The sequence below is a fragment of the Janthinobacterium sp. BHSEK genome, from assembly GCF_056174685.1.
The window spans coordinates 1-21,390 of record NZ_JBWBYV010000072.1 but is presented as its reverse complement, the minus strand read 5'-3'; the positions used below and the strand labels follow the sequence as shown (position 1 = coordinate 21,390).

The window sequence follows — 21,390 nt, the reverse complement described above, 5'->3', positions numbered from 1 at the left end:
TAAATAACTCAAACATGCCTTCATGGGATGAGCGCCAGGCGCTCGTGCCATTACTCTCACAATTGGGGGCGGAACCCCCGATTTCAAGCTTGCGCCGCGTGCCGTTTGCGATAGCGCAGGGACGACCACAGCGAGACCAGGATGAAGGCCACGCCCGACAGGCCCGTGAACCACTCCGGAATATGGTACTTGACGGACGCCAGCATGATCAAGGCGAGGATGCCGATCGCATAATGGGCGCCATGCTCGAGGTAGACGAATTCGTCCAGGGTGCCCTTGTGCACCAGGTACACCGTCATCGAGCGCACGAACATGGCGCCGATGGCCAGGCCCAGCATGATGATGACGACGTCGTTGGTGATGGCAAAGGCGCCGATCACGCCGTCAAAGCTGAACGAGGCGTCCAGCACTTCCAGGTACAGGAAGCCGCCGATACTGCCGCGCGCCACCGTTTTTACCAGGTCGCCATTGCCGTTCTTGGCTGGCGCGGCGCCTTCCTCCTCGTCATCCTGCAAGTCCGGCTCGCCTTCTTCCAGCAAGCCGCTGATCCAGTTCACGCCGATGTAGACGGCGATGCCGACGATGCCCGACGCGAGCACGCTGTATTTGGCTTCCGCAGGACCCATCGCCACGCAAGCGGCCACGGCGCCCATGGTGATCAGGACGGCCAGGCTTTCCGTGCCCAGCGCATTGACTTTTTCCTCGGCCCAGCCCAGCCAGTGCAATTCCTTCTCGTCGTCGAACAGGAAGTTCAGGAACACCAGCAGCAAGAAGGCGCCGCCGAAGGCCGCCACTTGCGCATGGTTGTCCGTCAGGTGCTTGGCATACACGTCCGGCGTCGTGGTCGCCATGGTCCACACGTCGACCAGGCCCAGGCCCGTGGCGACGGAAACGATGACCAGCGGGAACAGCAGCCGCATGCCGAAGACGGCCACGAGGATACCGACCGTGAGGAACAGTTTTTGCCAGAACTCATTCCAGTGGCGCAAGACCGAGGCATTCACCACGGCATTGTCGAACGACAGCGACACTTCCATGATGCCCAGCACGCCCGTGATCCACAGTGCATTGATCAGGCCGGGCATGCCGCCATGGCTGTAGCCCCACCAGCCCGACACTGCCATCAGGATAAAAGTGACTAAAAAGGAAATTCTGAAATGCCGCATGAGTACCCCGTTGCAAGTGAAAGACGTTTGATTATCCGCGCCGCTGTGCGCGCCGCACTCAGTGTTGATATACGTCAATTGTTGTATATGCCATGATTTTATATTAGTTGCCGCCCGGGGCGGCGTTTTATAGACCGGCGACAGACAGTTCTGCTGGCGCGGACGATCTGCGATAATTGCGGCGCGCCCATCCGGCTGCCGCAGTCTCTTGCACACTCTCGACATATATATAAGAAGGAATACCCCGTGGATATCGCTTACCTCGTCACGCCCCTGATCACCTGGATCCTGGTCGGACCGATCAAATTCCTGATCAACAGTGTCCGCACGCGGCAATGGGCGTTCGGCCTGGTCGGCAATGGCGGCTTTCCCAGCAACCATAGCGCCGTCGTGTCCAGCATGGCTACCCTGATCGCCTTGCGCGAAGGCATAGGCCATCCCGCCTTCGGCGTGGCCGTGACCCTGGCTTTCATCGTCATCATCGACGCCAACAGCCTGCGCCAGCACGTGGGCAAGCAGGCGGCCGCCATCAACCGCCTGGCGGGGGAGGCGGCCAGCGCCGCGCACAAGACCTTGCGCGAGCGCATGGGCCATACCCTGGTGGAAATCGCCGGCGGCCTGTGCACGGGCGTGGCGATCGGTTTCCTGATCAACTACGTGTTTGCCCGCTAAGCGTTGTTCCCCCTGAAACGCGAAACCCCGCTTCAAGGCGGGGTTTTGCGTTTCAGGGCGTAAAAACTACGTTTCATCCATTCAATAAAGCATTACAGGAAACCGCCGATTGACATGCCCGGATGCGCTCATGGATACTTTGGCGCTTGTGGTTTTAATAAAAATAAATGCCTGCCATCGCCTGCGGTCCTATCCGGGCCGCCGGGACGGTCGCGGCGCTATCTATCCGGAGAAATACCCATGTTGCGCAAAACCCTGTTTGTTCTGGCAATCGCTTCTGCCCTGGCCGCCTGCGGCAAAGAGTCCAAAGATCCCGGCAAGGGCGGCAAGAATGCCAAGGAACAGGCCAGCGCTAGCGTCAATCTGCTGGTGTCCCCGGAAGACCTGCTGACCATCCAGAGCAATGCGCTGGCGTCGGGTCCCGTGATCACCGGTTCCGTGCAGCCCGAGCGCAACGCGGACTTGCGCGCCGAAGTGTCGGCCGTGGTGATCCAGGTCCTGAAGGAAAACGGCGAAATCGTCAAACGGGGCGACGTGCTGGTGCGTCTGGACGAAACGGCCATCCGCGACAGCCTCAATTCGGCCGAGGAAGCCAGCCGCGCCTCGAGCCAGGTGCTGGAGCAGTCCGAACGCATGTTCCAGCGCATGAAAACCCTGCGCGCCTCGGGCATGACGTCGACGCAGGCGCTGGAAGACGCGGAAATCCGCCGCAACAATGCGCAAAGCGATCTGTCCGCCGCGAAGAGCCGCGCCGCCCAGGCACGCCAGCAGCTGCAGCGCACCCTCGTGCGCGCGCCGTTCGACGGCATCGTGAGCGAGCGCAAGGTATCGAATGGCGATACGGCGCAAATCGGCAAGGAATTGATCAAGGTCATCGATCCGACCAGCATGCGCCTGGAAGGCTTGGTGTCGGCCGACAAGATCGGCGTCGTCAAGGTGGGCCAGCCCGTGCTGTTCCGCATCAATGGCTATCCCGGCCAGGATTTCGCGGGCAAGGTGCGCCGCGTCGATCCTGCCGCCAACGCCGTCACGCGCCAGGTGGCCGTGCTCGTCGATTTCAATGACAAGGAACAGCCGCGCGTGGCCGGCCTGTACGCGGAAGGGCGCATCGAGACGGCAACCGTCAGCGCGCTGATGATACCCGACTCGGCTCTGGTGAAGGCGGGCGACGTCACGTACACGTGGAAAGTCAAGGACAAGGCCTTGCATAAAGCCACGTTGCGCATCGGCGCGCGCGACGTGCGCACGGGCCAGTGGGAAGTGCAAAGCGGCCTGGCCAGCGGCGACACCGTGCTGCGCACGCCCGGTTCGACCTTCAAGGATGGGCAGAAAGTGGAATTGACGGCTGCCAAGGCCGTCCCCGCCGCCGCCGTGGCCAGCAGCAGCGCCGCCGTTGCCGGTAAAGGAAACTAAGCCATGTTCCTTTCCGATTTCAGTATCAAGCGGCCCACGGCCACCATCGTCCTGATCCTGGCGATGATGTGCGTCGGTTTGCTGGCGCTCAAGAAACTGCGCGTCAACCAGAATCCGGACGTCGAAGTGCCGTTCATCGTCGTCAGCATTCCCTATCCTGGCGCCTCGCCCGATACGGTCGAGCGCGAAGTGGTGAACCGCCTGGAAAAATCCTTGCAAAGCATTTCCGGCGTGACCGAAGTCAATAGCAGTTCCAACGAAGGCTCGGCCAGCATCTTCATTCAGTTTTCCTTCAAGACGAACCTGATCGAAGGGTCCGACGATATCCGCAACGCGATTGCCGCCGTGCGCTACAAGCTGCCGACGGAAATGCGCGAACCGATATTGCAGCGCATCGACCCGTCGGCCGAGCCGATCATGCAGCTGGCGCTGTCGTCGAGCGCGCAAAGCCATGCGGAAATCTCGCGCCTGGCCGAGGACGTGCTGTCGGACCGCTTCCGCGCCGTCGACGGCGTGGCGCTGGTGAACGTGGGCGGTTCGCTGAAACGCGAACTGTCCGTGCTGCTGCGCGCGGAAAAGTTGCGTGAGTACAATGTTTCCGTCAGCGACGTCGTCACCGCCCTGCGCAACCAGAATACCAATGCGCCGGTGGGCAAGGTGCGCGGTACCCTGGACGAGAAAAGCATCCGCCTGGTCGGCCGCATCGAGTCGCCGAGCGATTTCGAGCAAGTGGTGATCAAGCGCCGCGGCGAGGAAATCGTGCGCCTGGCGCAAGTGGCGACGATCGAGGATGGTTTTGCCGAGATCAACACCTTGAGCGTGCGCAGCGGCAAGCCTAACGTGGGCATCTCGATTACCCGCGTGCGCGACGCTTCCACCGTCAGCGTGGCCAACAAGATCCGCGACATGGTCGAGGAAATCAACAAGACCTTGCCGAAAGGCACGTTGTTGCAGGTGACGCGCGACGGCGGCGAAAACGCCCAGCATAGCCTGAACAACGTGATCGAATCGCTGGTGCTGGGCGCGGTGCTGACGATTTTCGTCGTCTACGCCTTCCTGAACTCGTGGCGCTCGACCCTGATCACGGCGCTCAGCCTGCCCACGTCCGTGATCGCCGCCTTCATTGCCGTGTGGCTGTGCGGCTTCACCCTGAACTTCATGACCTTGCTGGGCCTGTCCTTGGCCATTGGCGTGCTGATCGATGACGCCATCGTGGTGCGCGAAAACATTGTGCGGCACATGCAGATGGGCAAGGATCGCCGCACGGCCGCGCTGGAAGGCACGGCCGAGATCGGCATGGCCGTGGCCGCCACGACGTTTTCCATCATCGCCGTCTTCATCCCCGTGGCCTTCATGCCCGGTATCTCCGGCGAATGGTTCCGTCCGTTTGCCCTGACGGTGACGTGCTCGGTGCTGGTCAGCCTGGGCATCTCGTTTACGCTCGACCCGATGCTGTCGGCCTACTGGGGCGACCCGGTCGAGGAACATGCGGCGCCGAAAAAAGGCATCGGCCGCGTGCTGGAGAAATTCAATCACTGGTTCGACCACCAGGCCGACCGCTACGGCAACGTCATCGCCTGGGCCCTGCATCACCGCCGCTGGATGGCCGTGATCGCTTTCGGCAGCCTGGTGGGCGCCATCGCCCTGCACGCCACGCACGGAGGCACGAGTTTCCTGCCAGCATCCGATTCGGGCAATCTGATGATCAATGTGCGCACGCCATCGTCGAGCAGCATCGAATATTCGCGTTTGAAACTGGAAGCGGCGGCCGTGCTGGCGCGTACCTTGCCTGAAACCAAGGATACCAACAGCTCCGTCAACGCAAACGGCGGGCGCGTGTATGTCGATATCGGCAAGCGCAACACCCGCAAGCGTTCGGCCAAGGAAATCGCGGTCGAGCTGCGCGAAAAGATGTCGCGCCTGGTGGGCGCCGAATACGTGGTGCAGGATGACTTGAGCAATGGTTCGCAAAAGCCCATCCAGGTGGAGTTCACGGGTCCCGATTCGCGTAAACTCATGGAAATTACCAACGCCTACATGGACAAGCTGCGCGCCATTCCCGGCGCCGTCGATGTGGGCTTGTCGGAGCAGGACCCGAAGAACGAGCTGCAGATCGAGCTCAACCGTGGTCTGGCCAACTCGATGGGCATTTCCGTCAATGACGCGGCGCAATCGTTGCGCGTGGCGTTTGCCGGCGTGGAAGTGGGCGACTGGGTCGATCCGACGGGCGAGACGCGCGACGTGGCCGTGCGCCTGCACCCCGACGACCGCGTGGCATCGGAAAATATCGAGCGCCTGCCGATCAGCGTGACGGGCACGTCGCAAATGGTGCCGCTCGACCAGATCGCCACCATTACCATGGGCAAGGGTCCGTCCGGCATCGAGCACAAGAATGGCAAGCGCACGATCACCGTGTCGGCCAATGCGCAGGGCCGTTCGAACGGCGAAGTGACGAGTGACGCCATGAAGCTGGCCAACTCTATCGACTTCCCGCCCGGCTACGGCCTGGCGTTGGGCGGCGCCGGCCAGGACCAGCAGGAGCTGTTCACGGAAATGCTGATCGCGCTGGTGATGGGTATCGGCCTGATGTATTTGATCCTGGTGATGCAGTTCGGTTCCTTCACGGCGCCGGTGGCCGTGATGATGTCCTTGCCGCTCAGTCTGATCGGCGTGGTGGTGGCGCTGGTGATCACCAACAATACCCTCAACCTGATGAGCTTTATCGGCATCATCATGCTGATGGGCCTGGTCGCCAAGAACGCCATCCTGCTGCTCGACGCGGCGCGCAAGCGCGAGGAAGAAGGCCATGGCCGCGAAGACGCGCTGATGTATGCGGGCCGCATGCGCCTGCGCCCCATCCTGATGACAACGTTCGCGCTGATCGCCGGCATGTTCCCCGTGGCGCTGGGCCTGGGCGAGGGCGGCGAGTTCTACCGTCCATTGGCGATCGCCATCATCGGCGGCACCATCACCTCGACGATTCTGACCCTGCTGGTCGTGCCGACCTTCTATGACAGCATCGAGATCGCCCGCGATGGCGCCGTGGCCAAGTTCCACCGCCGCGCCGCGCGCATGCCCGTGGCCGTGGCCATGATACTGACCTTGCTCGAATGCGTGCTGACCCTGCTGCTGGTGCGCTTCATCTACCGCATGCTGAAGAAGGGTGTGCTGTTCCTGATGGGCCGCCGTGCGCCGAAAGCGGTGCCGGTCAGCCTGCAAAAATAAGTCAGGCAGCCTCGGCTGCGCAATCCTTGTGCCAGGTCAAAGAGCCTTCTTCGGAAGGCTCTTTTTACGTCTGGTGCTCTACAATCGTAGGACGGCGTGCGAGTTCGCCAGCCTGGTATCGCGGTACTTTTGCGATATTTTTCAACGGTAATGTGGCACGGCAACGTAACGGACCAGCACCATGTTCTCCAGCCTCCGGCAGCCCATACTCGGCATCCTCACGGCATGCCTGCTGGCCGCTTGCGCCGTCGGGCCGGACTTCCGGCCTCCCGCCGCCCCCGGCGGCGACCGCTACACGCCGGCGCTATTGCCGGCGCACACCGTGGCCGCACCCGGTCCCGCCGGCCTGGCGCAGCGCTTCGTGCCGGGCCAGGACATTCCCGCGCAATGGTGGTCGCTGTTCCAGTCGCCGGCGCTGGACCAGCTCGTGCGCGGCGCCCTCGCGCGCAGTCCCGGCCTGGCGTCGGCTCAGGCGGCCCTGCGCCAGGCCGATGAAAACTACCGCGCCCTGTCCGGCCGCCTGCTGTATCCCGAGGTGGGCGCCCAGCTGGGCGTCAGCCGCGAGAAAAACAGCAACCTGGAGGGCGTGGGCGGCGTCCTGAATTTGTACAATGGCTCGGTGAATGTGTCGTATGCGCTGGATGTGTTTGGCGGCAACAAGCGCCAGCTGGAGGGCTTGCAAGCTCTGGTCGACTATCGGCAGTATCAGCTGGAAGCCGTGTATCTGACCCTGACGGCCAATCTGGTGACGACGGCCATCCGCGAAGCATCGTTGCGCGCCCAGCTGCAGGCCACCGGCGAGATACTCGACGCGCAGCAGAAACAGCTGGACCTGATCGAGCAGCAATTGCGCTTCGGCGCCATCGGCCGCGCCACGGTGCTGGTCCAGCGCAACACGGTGGCGCAGACGCGCGCCAGCGTGCCGCCGCTGGAAAAGGCCCTGGCCCTGACGCGCCACCAGCTGTCCGTGTATGCGGGCCGCTTGCCCAGCGAGCCCGGCATGCCCGAATTCGACCTGGCGTCGCTGCGCCTGCCGCAGGACTTGCCCGTTTCCCTGCCATCGGCCCTGGTGCGCCAGCGCCCCGACATCCGCGCCAGCGAAGCGCTGCTGCAGCAGGCCAGCGCGCAGATCGGCGTCGCCACGGCAGCCATGTATCCCCAATTCACCCTGACGGGCAACGTCGGCGCGCTGGCCACCAGCGTTCCCGCGCTGCTGCATGCCGGTTCTGCCGTGTGGGGCGTGGCGGCCGGGCTGGCCCAGCCCATTTTCAATGGCGGCGCGCTGCGCGCCGGGCGGCGTGCCGCCGTCGCCGCCTACGAGGGCGCGGCGGCCGATTACCGCGCCACCGTGCTGGGCGCTTTCCAGAATGTGGCGGACAGCCTGCGCGCCCTCGAAGCCGATGCGGCCGCCTTGCAGCAGCAAGCCGAGGTGGCGGCCATGGCCAGCGAATCGCTGGCGCTGAGTACGCAGCAATTCAAGCTGGGCGCCATCAGCTACCTGAGCCTGCTGGACGCCCAGCGCACCTACCAGCAGGCCAGGGTGGGCCTGGTGCAGGCGCAGGCGGCCCGTTATGCCGATAGCGCCGCGCTGTTCCAGGCGCTGGGCGGCGGCTGGTGGAACCGTCCCGCACTGCAGGCCGTTTCCACGGCAGCGGACTGACGGGCCGGCACGGCAAGGCCTGGCAATACGGCACGCGCAATGGCAGCGGGAAGCAATGACAAGGAGCGCATCCATGACGAAACGCACGAAACGCATGCTCATCATGCTGGGGGCGGTGGTGCTGTTGATTGCCCTGCTGGCGCTGGGATTTTTCCTGCACATCCGCCAGCTCATGGCCAGTTCCCCCAAGCCCACGCCGCAGACGGTATCGGCGACCATCATCCGCAAGGCCGAGTGGCAGCCGCACCTGGCGTCCGTGGGCACCCTGGTGGCCGTGCGCGGCGTCGACGTGACGAGCGAAATCGCCGGCCTCGTCAGGTCCATCCATTTCAAGTCCGGCCAGGAAGTGACGGCGGGGCAACTGTTGCTGCAGCTAAACGCCGATGCCGACCTGGCGCAGCTGCGCGCCCTGGAGGCGGCCGCCGAACTGGCCGCGTCCGTGCTGGCGCGCGACCGCCAGCAATTTGCCGTGCAGGCGATCAGCCAGGCGCAGGTCGACAACGATGTGGCCGACCTGAAAAGCCGCAAGGCGCTGGCGGCCCAGCAGGCGGCACTGGTGGCCAAGAAAACCATCCGCGCGCCGTTTGCGGGAAAACTCGGCATCACCACCGTCAATCCGGGCCAGTACTTGAATCCCGGCGACAAGATCGTCACCTTGCAAACCATCGATCCCATCTATGTCGACTTCTATATTCCGCAAAAGCAGCTGGGCGGCCTGCAGGTGGGCCAGGTACTGAACCTGACCAGCGATGCGCATGCGAACACGGTGTTTGCGGGCAAGATCAGCGCCATCAGTTCCAAGGTCGACCCCGCCACGCGCAATGTGCAGGTGGAAGCCACGGTGGCCAATCCCAAACGCCAGCTGTTGCCGGGCATGTTTGCCAACGTCCATGTGGAAGTGGGGGGGAAGAAGCAGTACCTGACCTTGCCGCAGACGGCGATCACCTACAACCCGTATGGTTCCACCGTCTTCGTCGTGCAGCCGGCCCCGGTCCCGGTCCCGGCGCCTAGGGACGCCGCTCCCGCCGCCCCACCGCCGAAGACGGGCGACCTGGTGGTGCGGCAGGTGTTTGTCACGACGGGCGAGACGCGCGGCGACCAGGTGGCCGTGCTGACCGGGCTCACCGAGGGGCAGCAAGTCGTCACCAGCGGGCAGATTAAGCTCAAGAACGGTAGTCCCGTGGTGATCAGCAACGTCGTCGAGCCGCGCAACAATCCGCGGCCCACGCCGCAGGAACACTGAGGCGCCGCCATGAACTTCACCGATCTCTTTATCCGCCGGCCCGTGCTGGCCATGGTGGTGAGCCTGCTGCTGGTGGTGCTGGGCTTGCGCTCCCTGTTCAGCTTGCCCATCAACCAGTATCCGAAGACGCAGAACGCCGTCGTGACGATCTCCACCACCTATTACGGCGCCGACGCGCAGACGGTGGCTGGTTTCATTACGCAGCCACTGGAATCGGCCATTGCCCAGGCGCAGGGCATCGATTACCTGTCTTCGTCCAGCAGCAGCGGCGTGTCGACCATCACGGCCACCTTGCGCCTCAATTACGACGCGAACCGGGCTTTGACGGAAATCAACACCCAGGTCAGTTCCGTGAAGAACCAGTTACCGGCCCAGGCGCAAACGCCTGTGCTGACGGTGCAGATGGGGCAGACGACGGACGCCATGTACCTGGGCTTTTACAGTAATACCTTGCCGACGAATAATGTGACGGATTACCTGAGCCGCGTCGTCAAGCCCAAGCTCGACTCCGTCAGCGGCGTGCAGACGGCGGAATTGCTGGGCGCGCGCCAGTTCGCCCTGCGCGCCTGGCTGGACGCGGACAGGATGGCCGCGTTCGGCGTGACGGCGGCCGAGGTCAGCACCGCCCTGGGCAATAACAATTACCTGGCCGCGCTGGGGGCCAGCAAGGGCCAGATGGTGACCGTCCCCCTGACGGCCGGCACGGACCTGCATTCGGTCGAGGAATTCAGGAAGCTCGTCGTCAAGCGCAGCGGCGACTCCATCGTGCGGCTGGAAGACCTGGCCACCGTCGTGCTGGGTTCTGAAAACTATGATTTCAACGTGGCCTTCAGCGGCGTGCGCTCCGTCTTCATCGGCATCAAGGTGGCGCCGGAAGCCAATATCCTCGACGTGGCCAAGCGCGTGCGCGCCGTCTTCCCGGGCATCCAGTCCCAGCTGCCGGCCGGGCTGACGGGCGAAATCGTGTACGACTCGACCTTCTTCATCAATACCTCGATCAAGGAAGTCATCAAGACCCTGGCCGAGGCGCTGCTGATCGTCACCATCGTCATCTATCTGTTCCTGGGCAGCCTGCGGGCCGTGATCGTGCCCGTGATCGCCATGCCGCTGTCCCTGATCGGCACGTTTACGGCCATGCTGGCGCTCGGCTATTCCATCAACTTGCTGACCTTGCTGGCCATCGTGCTGGCCATCGGCCTGGTGGTCGACGACGCCATCATCGTGGTGGAAAACGTGGACCGCCACATGAAGCAGGGCCAGCCGCCGCTGGAAGCCAGCCTGCTGGCGGCGCGCGAACTGGGCAGCCCGATTCTGGCCATGACGGTGGTGCTCATCGCCGTGTACGTGCCCATCGGATTCCAGGGCGGCCTGACGGGCGCGCTGTTCACGGAATTCGCCTTCACCCTGGCCGGCGCCGTGGCCGTGTCGGGCGTGGTGGCCCTGACCCTGTCGCCCATGATGTGTTCGCGCTTTTTCCGTCCGGAACAAGATGGCGGCCGCTTCGTGCAAGCCATCGACCGCGTCTTCGGCAAGGTGCATGACACGTACCAGCGCCTGCTGCACGCGCTGCTCGACACCTGGGTGGTGCTCATCGTCATGGCGGCGCTATTGATGGTGGTGCTGGGCCTGATGTTCAAGATGGCGCAGTCCGAGCTGGCACCCGAGGAAGACCAGGGGGTCGTGCTGTCGCAGGTGGTGGGCGACCCGACGGCCACGTCGGACCAGATGCAAGTGTATGCGGAGCAAATCTACCAGGTGGCCAAGGCGATGCCCGAATACAGCCAGATGTTCCAGATCACGGGCGTGCCGACGGTCAACTCGGGTTTTGGCGGCATGCTGATGACGCCCTGGGACGAGCGCGCGCGCAGCGCCCAGGAGGTGCAGCAAGACTTGCAGGCGGGCTGGAACAAGATCGCCGGCGCCCGCGTGGCCGCCTTCCAGTTTCCCGCCTTGCCGGGCTCTTCGGGCTTGCCCGTGCAGTTCGTCATCGCCACCACGGAGCCGTTTGAAAACCTCGATGCCATCGCGCAGCAGGTGCTGGAAAAGGCGCGCGCATCGGGCAAGTTCTATTTCATCGATACGGACTTGAAAATCGACAAGCCGCAAGCCACTGTGGCGGTCGACCGCGACAATGTCGCCGCGCTGGGCATGACGCAGCAGGACGTGGGGGCGGCGCTGGGCGCGGCCTTGGGCGGCAACTACGTCAATTACTTTTCCATCGCCGGGCGTTCGTATAAAGTGATCCCGCAGGTGCTGCAGGTCGACCGCCTGAATCCGTCGGCCGTGCTGGATTTCCATATCAAGACGCCCAACGGCACGATGATACCGGCCAGTACCGTCGCGCATATCGAGTACGACGTGGTGCCCGAGTCGATCAACCGCTTCCAGCAGCTCAATTCCGTGACGCTTTCCGGCGTGTCCGGCGCCTCGCAGGGCGAGGTGCTGGCCTTCATGCGCGACGCGCTGGCCCAGGTGGCGCCCAGCGGCTACACGGCCGATTACGCGGGGCAGTCGCGCCAGTTCGTGCAGGAATCGGGCGGCTTCATCGTCACCATGCTGTTTGCCGTGGTGATCGTCTTCCTGGCGCTGGCGGCGCAGTTCGAGAGCTTCCGCGATCCCGTCGTGATCCTCATTTCCGTGCCGCTGGCCCTGTTTGGCGCGACCATGTTCATCTTCCTCGGCTTTGCCTCGATCAATATCTACACGGAGGTGGGCCTGGTGACCTTGATGGGACTGATCAGCAAGCATGGCATCCTGATCGTGGAAGTGGCCAACCAGCTGCAAAAGACGGGCAAGAGCAAGCGCGAAGCGGTGGAAGAAGCGGCTGCCGTGCGCCTGCGTCCCATCCTGATGACGACGGCCGCCATGGTGTTTGGCGTGCTGCCGCTGGTGATCGCCTCGGGTGCTGGCGCGGCCGGGCGCCACGCGATGGGGCTGGTGATTTTCACGGGCCTGTCCATCGGCACCCTGTTTACCCTGTTCGTGGTGCCTGCCATGTATCTGTTCCTGGCGGCGGACCATCAGGCGTTGAGCGCCCGGGTGGCCGACAGGGCGGTGCCGGCCCATTGAGGCGCCGTGCCGGGGAGAATTGATGTGATGTGATGTGATGTGATGTGATGTGCAAGAAAAAGAGCCTTCGTCGGAAGGCTCTTTTTTGCGTATTCTGCTGAAGGCTTGCAGCCAGGTCGACCGCCGGGACGCGGTTGTTAGCTGCTGCGCGGCGGTGGCGTGGTGCCGGTCCCCGTTCCGGTTCCGGTCCCCGGCGTGGTGCCATTGGCAGGCGGGGTGGTGGCCGGCGGCGTGGTCGTGCCGTCGGGATTGGTGGTCGTGCCTGGTGCTACGGATGGCGTGGTGGGCGTGGTGGTGTCCGGCGTGGTGGTGCCGCTGGTGCCCGAGGTGCCGCTGCCGCCCGTGCCGGGTGTGGCGGCCGGCGTGGCCGGGGCGGTGGTGGTCTCGTTGTGCTTGTTGCAGCCGCCCAGCAGCGCGCACACGATGGCGGTGCCGAGGACAAGCTTGCTGGTGCTAAGGAGTGGAGCCGTCATGATTGTTCCTTTCTCGTTGGAAAGCTGTCGTGGGTAGTCATACCTCGCCAGTTGCCTGCCACGGTGCGGGCAGGCCGTCGTAGCAAGGCTGGCATCGCTTGCAAAAATTAGAGTGGGCAGGCGCGCGCAGGTTCACGGGATTTACAAATCAGTGGCCATCGGCAGCAGGATCGGCGATCCGTTTTGATATGGCGCAAACGCGCCACGTGAACGAGAAAGAAAGGGCCAGGACAGGACGTCCCGGCCGGCGTTTATTTCGACGGCGAAACCTTGCTCACTTCCACTTCCCAATCCACGCCCGACGCGATGTGGTGTTTGGCGGCAAAGTCGCCCTGGCTGATGGCCACGGCCACGTCGAGCAGGCTGTTCAGGTAGACCAGCGGCTTGCCCTTGGCGACGCCGCCAAACGTGTGTTCGAACGGCGCCGTGACCTTGGCCACTTGCTTACCCTTGTGCAAGATGCGCACTTGCAGCGGATCGTGCAGTTTCACCTGCAATTCGTCGAGCAGGGACTTCGGGATATTCGTCCAGACATTGCCATATTTCACATCGAGCACGGGCACGATGCCACGGATGGTATTGCCGTCGCGCACAGGTTTTTGGTACGCGATCTTGACCACGGATTCGCTGGGCAATGGCGGGCCCACCTGTTCATACGTGATGGCGCCCGACGCCAGGCGCGCGCCCACGTACGCGTACACGTCGCGGCCGTGGAAGGTGTACGACTCGGCGGAGCCAGCCAGGCGGTTGACCTGTTCATCGATTTCGCGCAGTTCCGCCACGCCGTCGCGCTCGGCGATCAGGGTGAACAGGCCGTTGTCCGGGCCCACGAAGTAGCGTCCGCCCTTGGTTTTCAGCACCACCGACTTGCGCGCCGTGCCCACGCCCGGGTCGATGACGGACACAAACACCGTGCCTTGCGGCCAGTAATTGGCCGTCTGGTACAAACGGTAGGCGCCCAGCCAGATGTCGTAGTCGGGAATCTGGTGCGTCAGGTCCGAGATGGTGAGCTGGGGATCGACACCATAGGCGACGCCATGCATGGCGGACACGGCGCCGTCGGCCGTGCCGAAGTCCGTCATCAGCACCAGCGGCGCGGCGGCCTGGGCGCTGGATAACAGGAGGGCGCTCAGGCAGGCGCCGGCGACGAGGTGGGAGATTCGTTTGATGATCATGATTTATCCTTGTCCGTGTCAGAACGTGTAGCTTAATTTAGCGTAAAAGTAGGCGCCATTGACGCCGATGGGGTTGATGAAATTGTAGGGCAGGGCGCCGCCATACGTGGCGTTGTTCGTTTCCCGCACGCGCTGCGGATAGCGGTCGAGGATATTGTTGCCGCCCACGCTCAGGGTCAGCTGCCGGCTCAGTTTCAATTGCCCTTCCAGGTCCAGCGACCACACGGCGCCGAAGCGCTGGGCGGGGATGCCGTCGATCAGGGGCGCGTCGCTGTCATACGAAAAATCTTTCAGTTCGCCAAAGCGCGTGGCGCGCGCCTGCACGCCCCAGTCGGCCGCCTGCCAGTCGGCGCCGAGGATCAATTTGCTGGCGGGCGACGCATGTTTGATGCGGAACAAACTTGTCTCCGTCAGCAGGGTCAGACTGGGATCGATGGCGGCCAGCGCGGTGGAACTTTGGCGCACCTTGTCGAGCGTTGTCTTGTTCAGGTTCAGGGCCGCATTCAGGTTCAGCTTGCCTGACGTGAAGGCCAGATCGTGGTTCAGTACCACGTCCAGGCCTTTGGTACGCGTGTCGAGCAAATTGGCCAGGTAGGCCACGGACTGGATATCACCGCGGCCATTCGCGGCCAGGTAGGCCGTGACGGCGTCGCTTTGCAAGTCGCTCGAACGCGTGATGCGGTCGCGGATGCGGATCACGTAGGCGTCCACCGTCACGCTGGTCGCGGCGGCCGGTTTCCAGGCCAGGCCCAGGGACAGGTTGGTGGATTTTTCCGGCTTCAGCTGTTGCGCGCCGAAGCTGCGCGCCAGCGGGTCGCTGGCCGGCAGCAGGGCCGCCGTTTGCAGGGCCGTGCCATCGGCGTTGAAGTTCAAGGTGGCGAAGCGGAACCCCGTCTGCACGAGGGCGGGTGCGCGGAAGCTGTTCGACAGCGAGCCGCGCACGAGGAAATTCTCCGTGACTTTATAGCGCGTGGACAACTTGCCCGTGCTGGCGCTGCCGAAGTCGCTGTAGCGGGAATGGCGGGCAGCGGCGCCCACCAGCAGGCGCGGCGTGAGATCGCTTTCCACGTCCGCATACACGGAGCGGATTTGCCGGCTGCCGTCATAGGCGTCCGATGGGCGCAGTCCGGGACCGGCCTGGGCGCCCGGTGGCGCATCGGTGAAGCTGCCGGCCGCATACGAAGCGGCGTCGCCAGCCGAGCTTTGGTAGGTTTCGCGCATCCATTCGGCGCCCACGGCCACGCTCAATGGGGCGGGCAAGCCGATGTCGAGGCTGCGCGTGGCATCAAGGTTCAGGGCGTTCTGGCGGAAGTCGAAGCCGGCCAGCTTGAAACGCGTGGGGCTGGCCGCGCCCAGCGAGGCGTTGACGGAGTGGCTCACGCCGTAGTCAAAACGGTCGCTGCCGTGGCGTGCGCTGGCGTCCCAGTTCCACTCGCCCGCGCTGCCGCGTACGCCGGCAACGATACTGAGGTCGCGCTTGTCGCCGTTGGTGACGGGGCGGTAGCCGTGCGGATACAGGGCCGGCACGTTCGACGGGTCGCCCGGATAGCGGAAGTAGGCGCTGCCGTCCGATGTGCGTTCGTTGAGGGTGGCAAACGAGTACAGGTCGAGGCCGTTGGCCAGGGTGAGCTGGGTGTTGTAGAACAGGTAGTTGTTGCGCTGACGCGAGTCGCCCGACTTGAACAGCACCTTGCCGTCGAGCGCCTGGTCGGCCGGCGTGAAGTTGTAGGATGTCCAGCCGGCGTCGCTGGGGCCGGCCCGTTCCGTGGGCGAGCGGCGCCGCGTTTCCGCGCCGAAGCGGAAGAATCCCGCCTCGCCCAGCGGCACGCCGTAGTCGGCGTTGACGATGACGGTCTGGCCATCCGTCAGGGTTTGATCGGTGGGCTCGAAATGCGTGTGGTTGGTGCCGTAGCTGACGGAAGCGGCGCCGCCCGTGCGCGCTTTTTTCAGCACGATGTTGATGACGCCCGCCACGGCGTCGCTGCCGTACTGGGCGCCCGCGCCGTCGCGCAGGATTTCGATGTGGTCGATAGCGTTCGGCGCAATGGCGTTGATGTCGACCGGCACGGTGCCGGCAAAGCTGCTTTCCGTGTCGAGCACGGCGCTCGTGTGGCGGCGCTTGCCGTTGATCAGCACCAGCACCTGGTCGGGCGCCAGGCCCCGCAACTGGATGCCGCGCACAGAGTCCGACGCGCCGCTCGATTCGATGCGGGGGAAGTTGATCGAGGGCGACAGGTTTTGCAGGGCCGCGCCCACGTCGCCCGAGGCCAGCGCATTGCTCACTTCGCGCGCGCCGAAGCGGTCGATGGGCACGCTGCTGTCGAACACCGTGCGGTTGCGCGCGCGCGAACCGACGACGGTGACCTGGTCGATGCTGGCGCTGGCTGGCGTTGCAGTACTCGTGGCCGTGTCATCAGCCTGAGCCCAGGCGGGCGCGGCGCCCAGCATGGAGCAGGCCAGCACGATGGCGCGCAGCGGCGTGGCGGGAATGGATGGGGAGGCGTATGAATGGCGCGGATGCAAGGCGGTGTCCTTTAAACTTAGTCATCTGGAAACAGTTGAATGAGCTTAAGGGAGACCGTTGCCCAGGCTAACGATTCTTTCTGGATATGCTTATGCTGTTGTTTCCATGCCGCGCAGCTCAGGGCACCAGATTACGTAGCAGGGCGGGAATCTCGGCCGGGATTTCGCGCGCCAGGTAGCCGAGGATGCCGCAGCGCAAGGCCAGTTGCTCGCCCGCCAGCGCATGCAGGGCGATGCCCCAGGCGCACGCTTGTTCCAACGGTGCGCCGCGCGCGGCCAGGCCCGTGATGATGCCGGCCAGGGTGTCGCCGGAACCGGAGATGGCCAGGCCGATATTGCCGCCCGCGTGCGTCCACGTGCTGCCATCGGGCATGGCGATGACGGTCAGCGCGCCTTTCAGGGCGACGATGGCATGCCAGCGCCGCGCCGCTTCCACGGCGCAGCCATGCGGGTCGGCCAGCACGGCATCCTTCGACAGGCCCATCAGCTGGGCCAGCTCGCCCGCGTGCGGCGTCAGCAGCACGGGCTGGTCGAAGCGGAAGTTGGCGGGCTGGCGCACGACTTGCATGGCGCAGGCGTCGAGGATGAGGCGGCTGCCGGCAAACAGGGGCAGCAGGTGGCGCATCAGTTCGCAACTGGCGGCCGTGTCGCACATGCCTGGCCCGACGAGCACCGCGTCCACCTTGCCGGCCAGCGGCGCCAGCTGGTGCCGCGCCTCGTGGCGAAAGCCGCCCTGCACCGTTTCATCGAGGCCGATGACCCGCGCCTCGGGCATGGCGACGGCCACCTGCGCCGCCACCGACGCGCCCGTCGCCAGGGTCAGCTTGCCCGCGCCCGCGCGCAGGGCGGCCGTGGCCGCCAGCACGATGGCGCCCGGCATTTCCTCGGAGCCGGCGACGATCAGCAGGTGGCCGCGCACTTCCTTGTCGCCATCGGGCTGGGGCCTGGGCAGAGGCCAGGAGCGCAGCAGGGAAGGCGTGATGTCGATGGCGTCCATGGATGACCTTCTAAGGATCAGGATTTCGGCGCCGCCGGCATGTCGGGCTGGGCCGTGACGGGTGTGCCGGCCGCTTCCAGCGGCGCGACGAAGTTGCACAGGTCCAGCTGCAGCTTGCCGTGCCTGCCCAGGGCGGGGTTGAAGGCGTACGAGGTGATGCCGCAGTTGGGCACGTCGGCGGCCTTGTCGATGGCCAGGATGGCGTGCTCGTCGCAGCGCTCGAGCAGGTAGCGGAAGCAATTGACGATGACCTGGTGGCCGACGATCAGCACGCGTTCGCCCCGGTATTCGCGGGTGATGGTGTCGAGCACGCTGCGCAGGCGCAGGATGACGTCGCACCAGCTTTCGCCGCCCGGCGGGCGGAAATAGAACTTGCCCACATGCTGGCGCTGTTCGTACAGTTCCGGATATTTGCTGGCGATGCCGTGCACGGTCAGGCGGTCGAGGATACCGAATTCCTTTTCGCGCAGGCGCTCGTCGGCCACCACGGCGCTCAAGCTGTCCGCATCGATGCGCGCCAGCACGGCTTGCGCCGTCTGCTGCGCCCGCACATACGGCGAGTACAGCACGACGGTCGGTTGTTGTTCAGGGGGGAGGGTGGCGAACCAGTCGCCGAGGGCGTGCGCCTGGCGCGCGCCAAGCTCGGAGAGGGGGACATCGACATCGCGCTCGGCGATGGCGATCAATAACTGTTTTTCCGCTTCGGCGGCATCGCGCGCCACGTTGCCGGCACTTTGGCCGTGACGCACGATCCAGATTTGCTGCGGCCATTTCTGTTCCATCGCCTTGCGCCTTCCTCCGTATTGATTGCGATCCAATATAGACGAAAGCGGCAAGGCGCGGCGCGCCGCTGGTGTGGCTGGACGCGCTTAAGAACGCTTAACAAAACCGTAGCGAGCGGAAGCGAGGCTCGGCGCCCCCGTTGGCTTGAGAAGCGGAACTGTGCGAAGGTACGGGGGCGCCGAGCCAGTGAGCATCGGAAACCGCAACCCGCGACGCGCAGTAGGTTTGGTTATGCGTTCTAGGCGGCGTGTTCCGCCTCATCCAGGTCAGGCGCGTCGTCGCTGTTGTAGACGGCCAGGTCGGTCTCGCCCATGACGCGGCTGGTGACGGTGCCGGCCGTGATCGAGCCGCTCACGTTCAGGGCCGTGCGGCCCATGTCGATCAGCGGTTCGACGGAGATCAGCAAGCCGGCCAGCGCGACGGGCAAGTCCATCGCGGACAGCACGATCAGGGCGGCAAACGTGGCGCCTCCGCCCACGCCGGCCACGCCGACGGAACCGATGGTGATGATGGCCAGCAGCGGCAGCAGGAAGCTGAGCGTAAATGGATCGACGCCGACGGTGGGGGCGATCATGACGGCGAGCATGGCCGGATAGATGCCGGCGCAGCCGTTCTGGCCGATGGTCGAGCCGAACGAGGCGGCGAAGTTGGCGATGCCTTCCGGCGTGCCCAGGCGCTGGGTTTGCGTCTGCACGCTCATCGGGATCGAGCCGGCGCTGGTACGCGAGGTGAAGGCGAAGGCCAGCACGGGGAAGACTTTTTTCACGAAGCGCAAGGGGTTCAAGCCCACGCCCGCGATGATGGCCAGGTGCACGAGGAACATCAATATCAGCGCGCTGTACGAGGCGACGACGAAGTTGATCAATTTCAAGATGTCCGTGTAGCTCGACGACGCCACCACTTCAAACATCAGCGCGAACACGCCGTACGGCGTCAGGCGCAGCACCAGGGTGACCATGCGCATGACGATGGCGTGCGCCACTTTCATGAAGTGCTCGAAGGAGGCGAAGATTTCCGGCTTTTTCGCCGCGATGCCCGTGGCCGAGATGCCGATGAAGATCGAGAAGACGACCACGGCGATGGTCGAGGTCTTGCGCGCGCCCGTCATGTCGAGGAAAGGGTTGGTCGGCACGAAGCTGACCAGCAGTTTCGGCAGGGACAGGGCTTTTGCCGTTTCCAGCGAGCCTTGCAGCTGCACGCCGCGCGCCACTTCGGCCGCGCTCGACGTCAGGCCGATAGCCGTCAGGCCGAACAGCTTGGCCATCAGGATGCCGATCGCGGCGGCGACCGTGGTGGTGATGAGCAGGGTGCCGATGGTCAGCGCGCTGATCTTGCCCAGCGAACTCGCATCCTTGAGCTTTAAAATGGCGGAAATGATGGACACCATGATCAGCGGCATGATGATCATCTGCAGCAGTTTGACATAGCCGCTGCCGACGATGTCGATATATTCATTGGTGCCCGCGATGATGGGCGAGCCGGCGCCGTAGACGGCCTGCACGGCCGCACCCAGCAGCACACCCAGGCCCAGGCCCGTGAAGACGCGTACCGTGAACGTCGCGTGTTTGCGTTGCTGGTGGAACATGAAGGCGAAGACGACCAGCGCAACGAGCAGGTTCAGAATGATGTTAATTGCCATGTAGGGGCCTTATCTTGGTTTTATTCGAGACTGCGGAGAGCACTTTACTACAAGTCATTGCTGCCCCAGCCTGGGGCGAAAGGGCAAGCACTGTACAGTACTATGGGGGTGTTTTGCGCAATACCGCTGCGAATATTACGCTATATAAATATGCTCCACAGGCATAAGTCTTTCGGATGATTGTGAAATTGGCTATTTCGTGCCAGCATGGTTTTCCCGTTTGCTAATATGCGCCCGTTATTTTAATAAGGAAAAAGATGAATGCTTTAACGGAAGTACAGGTACTCGATGCGGAAGAACGCTTGCGCCTGGCCATGATGGCCTCCGACGTGGCCGTGCTGAACGATTTGCTGGCCGACGATTTGCTGTTTACCAATCACCTGGGCCATTTGCTGAGCAAGCATGCTGACCTGGCCGCGCATGAGCAGCGCCTGCTGACCATCACCGATCTGCGCGCTTCCGAGCGCCATGTGCGCATCAACGGCCACGTGGCCGTCGTCTCCGTGCGCATGCAGTTGACGGGCAGCTATCACGACGTGGAAACGCATGGCGACTTCCGTTTTACGCGCGTCTGGGCGCACAATGCGGCCGGCGCGCTGCAAGTGATCGCCGCCCATTCCGGCGTCGTGGCTTGAGGAGCAGGATTTAGTGGATCATCGTTCCAAAGGGCAGCTGTTTGAAGCTGTCATCGCCGCCGGCCCCGCCACGCTGGCCATCACGGCCGGCTATCCCGTGCTGCTATACAACCTGGTGCGCACCTGGTCCGACGCCCCCGGCGCCAATTCGCTGGCCGCGCTGCTGCTGACGGGCGGCCTGTGGGCCTTGCTGGAATTCTGGCGCATCGCCCTGGCGACGGTGGCGCGCAAGGCGTATGCATTCAACTGGCGCTTCTGGCTGGCCATCGCCAGCTTTCTTGCCTGCTTCGTGCGTTTAGTGCCGGACATGCCGGCCGGATTGATGCTGCTATTGCTGGTGCTGCCGGCGCTGGCGTGGACGCATTTCATCTTGCTGCAGATCAAGCGGCCGGGCAGGACTTGATTGCTGGAAGTGTCGTAGCGGGAGCGATATATCATTATTGAAATCCAAAAACTGGGCGAGCAATTCCACGCGATAGCGTCGGAATCCGACTTTTTCATGGCGACTTATTCAGATGCCGTCAAACTGCGCGCGGCGCAAAAGCTGATTAAACATTGTTAGATGCGTGGAGGGAAAAACAGCTTGTGAAAAACCCATGAAATTGCTGGGAAGAGCGACGTTCATGGGCCAGCTAATGGCTATGATTCTGCATAGCCACGATATTTATTTAATTTGTCCGGGAACAAGAAGATGTTGGGTTCACAACGACTAATTCC

General features: G+C 63.8%; 15 protein-coding genes. 8 read left to right on the top strand and 7 right to left on the bottom strand.

Annotation, left to right across the window (positions count from 1 at the left end):
• Positions 1-83 precede the first annotated feature (83 nt).
• A complete protein-coding gene (locus tag AC0V2Y_RS22965) occupies positions 84-1,166 on the bottom strand; it encodes a DUF475 domain-containing protein (protein WP_475416302.1) in 1,083 nt (360 codons plus the stop codon).
• A 246-nt stretch (positions 1,167-1,412) separates the two neighbouring features.
• Between AC0V2Y_RS22965 and AC0V2Y_RS22960 the strand changes: the two genes are divergently transcribed.
• The 6 genes from AC0V2Y_RS22960 (at position 1,413) to AC0V2Y_RS22935 (ending at position 12,448) form a co-directional block, all read left to right on the top strand.
• Positions 1,413-1,838 carry a divergent PAP2 family protein gene (locus AC0V2Y_RS22960; protein WP_475416303.1) on the top strand — a complete coding sequence of 142 codons (426 nt, stop codon included), beginning with the start codon at positions 1,413-1,415 and terminating at the stop codon, positions 1,836-1,838.
• A gap of 240 nt (positions 1,839-2,078) precedes the next feature.
• Positions 2,079-3,251, top strand: coding sequence for an efflux RND transporter periplasmic adaptor subunit (locus tag AC0V2Y_RS22955; RefSeq protein WP_475416304.1), 1,173 nt, complete (start codon positions 2,079-2,081; stop codon positions 3,249-3,251).
• A 3-nt stretch (positions 3,252-3,254) separates the two neighbouring features.
• Positions 3,255-6,476, top strand: coding sequence for an efflux RND transporter permease subunit (locus AC0V2Y_RS22950; RefSeq protein WP_475416305.1), 3,222 nt, complete (start codon positions 3,255-3,257; stop codon positions 6,474-6,476).
• Between the two features lie 181 nt (positions 6,477-6,657).
• Complete coding sequence (locus tag AC0V2Y_RS22945) at positions 6,658-8,136, top strand: efflux transporter outer membrane subunit (protein WP_475416306.1); 1,479 nt, start codon at positions 6,658-6,660, stop codon at positions 8,134-8,136.
• 73 nt (positions 8,137-8,209) lie between these two features.
• On the top strand, positions 8,210-9,379 hold the full coding sequence (locus tag AC0V2Y_RS22940; protein WP_475416307.1) for an efflux RND transporter periplasmic adaptor subunit: 1,170 nt from the start codon (positions 8,210-8,212) through the stop codon (positions 9,377-9,379).
• A gap of 9 nt (positions 9,380-9,388) precedes the next feature.
• Positions 9,389-12,448, top strand: a complete 3,060-nt coding sequence (locus tag AC0V2Y_RS22935) for an efflux RND transporter permease subunit (protein ID WP_475416308.1) — start codon at positions 9,389-9,391, stop codon at positions 12,446-12,448.
• Positions 12,449-12,585: 137 nt separating this feature from the next.
• On the opposite strand, the gene AC0V2Y_RS22930 is transcribed toward AC0V2Y_RS22935, so the two are convergent.
• The 6 genes from AC0V2Y_RS22930 to AC0V2Y_RS22905 all read right to left on the bottom strand — a co-directional run bounded on the left by AC0V2Y_RS22930 (position 12,586) and on the right by AC0V2Y_RS22905 (position 20,038).
• On the bottom strand, positions 12,586-12,921 hold the full coding sequence (locus AC0V2Y_RS22930; protein WP_475416309.1) for a hypothetical protein: 336 nt from the start codon (positions 12,919-12,921) through the stop codon (positions 12,586-12,588).
• A gap of 251 nt (positions 12,922-13,172) precedes the next feature.
• The gene (locus tag AC0V2Y_RS22925) at positions 13,173-14,096 is read right to left on the bottom strand and encodes an SAM hydrolase/SAM-dependent halogenase family protein (RefSeq protein ID WP_475416310.1); all 924 of its coding nucleotides are present in this window, start codon (positions 14,094-14,096) and stop codon (positions 13,173-13,175) included.
• 18 nt (positions 14,097-14,114) lie between these two features.
• Positions 14,115-16,619, bottom strand: a complete 2,505-nt coding sequence (locus AC0V2Y_RS22920) for a TonB-dependent receptor plug domain-containing protein (protein ID WP_475416311.1) — start codon at positions 16,617-16,619, stop codon at positions 14,115-14,117.
• Between the two features lie 118 nt (positions 16,620-16,737).
• On the bottom strand, positions 16,738-17,616 hold the full coding sequence (locus AC0V2Y_RS22915; protein WP_475416312.1) for an NAD(P)H-hydrate dehydratase: 879 nt from the start codon (positions 17,614-17,616) through the stop codon (positions 16,738-16,740).
• A 17-nt stretch (positions 17,617-17,633) separates the two neighbouring features.
• A complete protein-coding gene (locus tag AC0V2Y_RS22910) occupies positions 17,634-18,398 on the bottom strand; it encodes a histidine phosphatase family protein (protein ID WP_475416313.1) in 765 nt (254 codons plus the stop codon).
• 239 nt (positions 18,399-18,637) lie between these two features.
• Positions 18,638-20,038 carry an L-cystine transporter gene (locus AC0V2Y_RS22905; protein WP_475416314.1) on the bottom strand — a complete coding sequence of 467 codons (1,401 nt, stop codon included), beginning with the start codon at positions 20,036-20,038 and terminating at the stop codon, positions 18,638-18,640.
• 257 nt (positions 20,039-20,295) lie between these two features.
• Between AC0V2Y_RS22905 and AC0V2Y_RS22900 the strand changes: the two genes are divergently transcribed.
• On the top strand, positions 20,296-20,673 hold the full coding sequence (locus tag AC0V2Y_RS22900; RefSeq protein WP_475416315.1) for a nuclear transport factor 2 family protein: 378 nt from the start codon (positions 20,296-20,298) through the stop codon (positions 20,671-20,673).
• Positions 20,674-20,686: 13 nt separating this feature from the next.
• Positions 20,687-21,076, top strand: coding sequence for a hypothetical protein (locus tag AC0V2Y_RS22895; protein ID WP_475416316.1), 390 nt, complete (start codon positions 20,687-20,689; stop codon positions 21,074-21,076).
• Positions 21,077-21,390: the final 314 nt, after the last annotated feature.